We start from the raw sequence: 5855 nt of genomic DNA, 5'->3' as shown, positions 1-5855 counted from the left end.
TGGAATGGCACGGGCAAGTACGTGGTGGGCGGCCGGGTGAACGACCCGCGCACCACCGGCACGGTGCCGCTGGTGACGACGGTGGGCGGCGGCAGTGTGCTGGTGCCGGGCCTGAAGCTCACCGGCAGCAATAACGTTCTGAACATCAACGACGCCGTCTGGCGCCGCCGTTCCTGGCGGCAAATCATCCGCTGAGCGGTCCCGTCCGCCTTGCCGGGGTCTCCGGCGGGCGGGCTCTGTCTAGTGCGATCCAGTGCTCATTTCTATTGCGAAGCCACGCATTCCCACCGAATCGGCCTCACCGCTCATCGGACGAATCCTGCCGCTTGTCGGATTCCGCTTGTGGGAATTCTCCCCTCCTAAGGAGAGTAGCCGCGCTTCCAGGGGAGAATCCGTCATGCATGCTGTGTCGCGTCAGCGCGGCGTTTCGCTGATCGAAGTGCTGATGGCCGTGCTGATCTTCAGCATTGGCCTGATCGGCCTGGCCGGCCTCATGGTCATGGCGACGCGTTCGAATCATTCGGCCTACCAGCGCACCCAGGTCACCTTCCTGGCCGGCACCATGGCCGACCGCATGGGCGCCAACCCGGTAGGCGTGTGGAGCGGTTTCTACAACTCCACCGGCTATCCGGTAGCCGCCAGCACGGCTTCGAACAACGACTGCAGCTCCGGCTGCACCCCGCAGGCGCTGGCCGCCGCGGACCAGCGCGCCTGGAGCCGCCAGCTCAGCACCTTCCTGCCGAACGTGAGCGCCGTGATCAGCTGCAACAACGGACCGGCGGGCTATACGCCGGCCGGCTGGACGATGGGCACGCCCGCCTCGGGCGCCACCGCCGCGGTGCCGGCCGATCCGGGCCAGGTGGGCATGCGTCCCCCCTATGGCGGCGTGTGCAACATGCGCATCGCCTGGGACGAGCAGCAGTCCGGCACCGGTCCGCAGCAGCAGACCGGTGTCGCCCAGCAGACCTTCTCGTGGACCTTCCAGCCGTGACCAACTCAGCGCATCCGACTGTTGCCGGCCGGGCCGCCCAGGCCGGCCTGACCCTGATCGAACTGATGGTGGCGATGGTGCTGGGCCTGGTCGTGGCCGGCGGCGTGGTTGCCATTTTCAATTCCACTTCCTCGAGCAACCGCGCGCAGACGCAGCTGGCGCGGTTGCAGGAGGAGGGCCGCTTCGCGGTGACCCGGCTCAAGCAGGACCTGGGCATGGCCAACGGCCAGTACTGCACCAATACCGGTGGCGTGGCCAAGCCGGCGGCGGCATCGCAGGTGTATCTGGATGGCCTGCGCTCGCCGATGGTGTATGCCAAGGGCCTGACCGCGGCGATCGGCGACGTGACCACCGCCTTCGGCGCCACCAGCGGCACCAATACCTATCCGGCGCAGCCGACCGCGCAGTATTCGATGCCGTCGTACCTGTTCATGCGCGGCTACGACTGCACCGCCACCGCCTGCAAGCCGATCGATCCGCACAGCTCCATCGCCAGCATTCCCGCCACCGGCAAGGCGGTGGGCAACCGCGTGATCGGTACCGACGTGATCACCGTGCGCTACGTCAACGCCGACCGCGGCTGGGCCATCGGCAGCGGCGGCACGTCGATCGCCACGGCCGCTTCCAGCGGTTCGGTGATCACCAGCATCACCCTGGCCCCCGCCACCTCGGCCGGCGAACCGCCGGCCAGCGATTTCGCCAGCGGCGACATGGCCATGCTGGCCGACTGCTCCAATGCGCAGGTGTTCGCCGTGACCAAGAGCGGCAACACGCTGACCCCCGACAGCAGCAACAACTTCGGCTCGCCGGCTCCGCAGCAGCCGCTGTCGGCGCCGAAGCTGTTCGATTTCAACCGCGACTTCCAGACCGTCACCTACTACGTGAAGGTGGTGGACAACGGCAACGGCCAGACCACCGGCGCGCTGGTGCGCCGGGTCAACGGCGGCGCGTTCAAGTCCGACGGCACCACCGCCAATCCGGGCGGCAGCGAAGACGAGCTGGTGCGCGGCGTGGAGCGCATGGATTTCCGCTACGGCATCCAGGACGTCAACGGCAAGGTGCGCTATGTCACCGCCGACGTGGTGGACGCCGCCACCGGCATCAACTGCCCGCCGGGCGAAGTCAACAGCATCACCTCGGTCGGCTGCCTGTGGCGCGCGGTGTCCAGCGTGGAGATCAACCTGGTGATCGACGGCCAGATCCCGCTGTACACGCTGACCGCGAACGATCTGGCCTACACCTACGGCATCGACGGCAAGACCACGCCGGCCGCGCCCACGGCGCACGGCATCAAGCCGAGCGACCAGGGTTTCGTCAATCCGATGCTGCGGCGCGAATTCACCGCGGTGGTGGCGGTACGCAATTTCAATCCGTAAGGCGGGACGCCGCCGTGCGGTCACGAAGGGGAAATACATGATGTACGCACGCTCTTGTCCGCGGCAGCCGCGCGCGCAACGCCAGCGCGGCGTGGTGCTGATCGTGGCGCTGATCTTCCTGGTGCTGCTGACCATCCTGGCACTGAGCGCGTCGGGCCGCTCGCTGCTGCAGGAGCGCATGGCCGGCGGCCTGCGCAACACCAGCCTGGCGGACATGGCCGCGGAAACCACGCTGCGCGGCGTGGAATGGAAGCTGTGGACCAGCACGACCAAGCTGACCAGCGCGCCGCTGCTGTGCGGTTCCGGCGTGCTGGCGGGCAACTGCTACCGCTACGACCCGAGCAACAGCGCGCTGTACGGCGCCGCCGGCATCGTCACCAAGTTCCGCAACGGCACGGGCTGGATCACCACCGGCACGGCGACCTACAAGGGCGCCGACAACGGCACGGATTTCACCGCGCTGTCCGGCAACCAGAAGACCGGCGCGCTGGCGAACAATCCGGTGTACCTGATCGAGGACATGGGCACCGAGCTGCCGCCGGGAGCCAGCGGCGGCCTGCACGAGTCCGGCGCCACCGGCAGCAACGGCACCGGCGCGGGCAGCACCAGCCGCCACGTCTACCGCATTACGGCGCGCGCCACCGGCGCGGACGCCAACACGGTGAGGGTGATGGAAAGCACCTTCGCCGCCAAGAGCAATTAAACGCGAACCACCGAGCACACGGGCTTTCGAGCCGGAGCCATCCAGCCATGCGTATTCGCCATTTCTTCTCGACACGCCGCGGCATCGCCGCGCTCGTGCTCGGCCTGACCCTGCTGGGCGGCCTGCCGGTACCGTTCGTGCCGACCGCCGACGCGCAGATCGCGCCGGTGCTGGCCAGCAGCATGCTGGCCACGTCCAGCACGGCCGCGCCCGCCGCGGTGGTGGAGCTGAGTCCCACGCCGCCGAACCTGACCCAGGGCGTGGCGCCGAATATCGCGGTGACCTTCGACGATTCGGGGTCGATGGCAAGCAATTACATGGGCGACAGCCGTCCGTTCGACAATGACACCTGGAGTGGTCCGTGGCGCTGCGCTGGCGTGATCGATCCGCGCATCACCAGTGCGACCAACATCCTGTCGCATGCAATGAACGGCGTTTACTACAACCCGAACGTGCTGTACCAGCCGCCGATCAATGCTGACGGTACGTCGTTCCCCAATGCCGATGCGGGATTGACCCGCGTGGCGCTGGATGGCATTTCGGTGAACCGCCCACGCAACCAGGTCACCTTGGCGGGTACCGGCACCTACCGCAACAATCCCAACGGCACGACGGATCCGACCGGTGCCACCGACCTCACCGGCATCTGGGCGTCGATCAGCACCAAGACCGGATCGAGCTGTGCGGCGAATGCCGACCCGGGCTCGTGCGTCTGCGTCGACAAGAAAAGCAATGGCAGCTGCGGGACCACCAAGACCTCCTGGCAGTGGACCGTCACCACGCAAAACGCGGGCACCGACAACCGCTGGAAGTGCGGCTACGGTAATTCTCCGATGGACTACACCCAGAACGGTCCGGATGGCGTCGCCTATCCGAATGGTGGTCCTTATTACTATCGCTACAAGTCGTCCGCGCCCACCATCGCCGTCGATGTCTACGGCAATCCGACCAGCGCCGGCATCGGCAATCTTTACAACAGCGCTAACTGGGAAGCGGTGGCGGTGCGCAACCGCACCGTCACCATCGGCGGCGTCAGCGTCAACGAGTGGCAGAACTTCGCCAACTGGTACGCTTACTACCGTACGCGCAATCTGATGACGCGCACGGCACTTTCGCGTGTATTCGGCAAGCTGGGTGCAGCCAATTCCACCGGCGGCTACGGCAGCACGTTCCGCGTGGCCTGGCAGAATCTCTACACCAGCGACACCTTCCAGCTGCAAGACAGCACCATCATCAGCAACCTGATGGATGCCAACTCGCCGGCCTGCGTTGCCTCCAGTGTCGATCCGAGCACCATCGGCCTGCAGACCGGAACGGTGAAGACACCGCCGAACTGCTATCGCTCGGCGTTCTTCAACTGGATCTTCGAAGTCACGGCAACCAATGCGACGCCGTTGCGCGCGTCAACCATCCGCGCGGGCCAGTTCTTCCAGCGCGGCAGCAACAACACGGGAGCTTCGGGCGACCTGCACGATCCATATTGGGACCCACCGGCGAAATCCGGAGCGGACGGCTTGGAGCTGACCTGCCGCCAGAACTTCCACATGGTGGTGACGGACGGCTACTGGAACGAAAACGATCCGGGGTTGCCCACGCCTTTCACGGACAGCCAGACCTCGCAGACCTTGCCGGACGGCACGAGCTATTCCACCGCGTCCGCCCAGTCCCGCGTGTTCTGGGATGTGCAGGGCGACAAGTACACCTCGTCGCTGGCCAACATTGCCTTTAACTATTGGGCCACCAACCTGCGGCCGGATCTCTACGACCCGGCCAACGGCAAGCTGGTGCCGCCGTACATGCCGGACAAGACTACCGGCGTCACTGGTGGGACGGCCGCGCTGGAGCAGTATTTCAACCCGAAGAACGATCCCGCCAACTGGCCGCACCTGGTGCAGTACATGGTGACCCTGGGTATCGCGGGCGAATTGAATTTCTCCAACGATGCCGATTGCGTGGTGGCGACGGCGAACGACCTGTGCGCGCTGCGCAAAGGCTCGATCAATTCCACCGGCGCCACCGGCTGGACCGAGCCCGCCAACAACTCGCCGCCGGGCATCGACGATACCTGGCATGCGGCGATCAACAGCCGCGGCTCGTACTTCAGCGCCGGCAATCCGCAGAACCTGGTGGACCAGCTCAGCGCGATCCTTACCAATATCAGCGCGCGCACCATTCCGGCCAATACCGGTGCGGTGAACTCGGCGGTGCTGGTGCCCGGCGCGCTGGGCTTCAATACGGGCTACAGCTCGGCGGATTGGAGCGGAACGTTCCAGGCGGTGACGCTGAACACCAACGGCGCAACCTCGACGACGGTGTGGGATGCGGGTCAGACCCTCGCCGACACCAGCAAGACGGTGGTGGCCAACCGCAACATTCTGACCGCCAAGGAAGGCAGCGACGGCAGCTTCGCCGGTGGCGTGGCGTTCAAGACCTTCGCCAACCTGGACAGCGCCGGACAGACGCTGCTGTCGGGTTCGCCGGCCAGCATCGACGCCACGAACGACACCGGCCAGACGCGCCTGGACTATCTGCGCGGCGACCGCACCAAGGAAACCACCACCTTCCGTCCGCGCAACACCCTCAACCTGCTGGGCGCGATCATCGGTTCGCAGGCGGTGTACGTGAGCTATCCGTCGAGCGGCTACCGCAACAGCTGGCCGGCCGGTTCGCCGGAGCAGACGGCGGTGGCCGGCGATGCGGCGAACTGCGCGACGCAGACGCCGCTGACCTGCCACACCTACGAGGCGTTCGTGCAGAACAACCTCAGCCGCAAGCCGGTGGTGTA

The 5855-nt window shown here is 66.3% G+C and carries 4 protein-coding genes and 1 pseudogene; all 5 read left to right on the top strand.

Annotated elements, in window-relative coordinates:
• Positions 1-195, top strand: a 195-nt coding sequence (locus FHW84_RS22970; RefSeq protein WP_167258826.1) for a hypothetical protein, incomplete at its 5' end; no start/stop codon positions are given.
• Between the two features lie 202 nt (positions 196-397).
• Positions 398-991, top strand: a complete 594-nt coding sequence (pilV, locus tag FHW84_RS22965; RefSeq protein ID WP_167258825.1) for a type IV pilus modification protein PilV — start codon at positions 398-400, stop codon at positions 989-991.
• Positions 988-2367, top strand: a complete 1380-nt coding sequence (locus tag FHW84_RS23505; RefSeq protein WP_167258824.1) for a PilW family protein — start codon at positions 988-990, stop codon at positions 2365-2367. The genes pilV and FHW84_RS23505 overlap by 4 nt, the downstream gene beginning before the upstream one ends.
• Positions 2368-2404: 37 nt before the next feature.
• Positions 2405-3070, top strand: coding sequence for a PilX N-terminal domain-containing pilus assembly protein (locus FHW84_RS22955; RefSeq protein WP_167258822.1), 666 nt, complete (start codon positions 2405-2407; stop codon positions 3068-3070).
• 47 nt (positions 3071-3117) lie between these two features.
• A pseudogene (locus FHW84_RS22950) lies at positions 3118-5855 on the top strand (hypothetical protein); the annotation flags it as partial.

It is taken from the genome of Dyella sp. SG562 (assembly GCF_011759495.1).
Taxonomy (GTDB): domain Bacteria; phylum Pseudomonadota; class Gammaproteobacteria; order Xanthomonadales; family Rhodanobacteraceae; genus Dyella_D; species Dyella_D marensis.
This window is presented reverse-complemented; position numbering and strand designations above follow the sequence as displayed.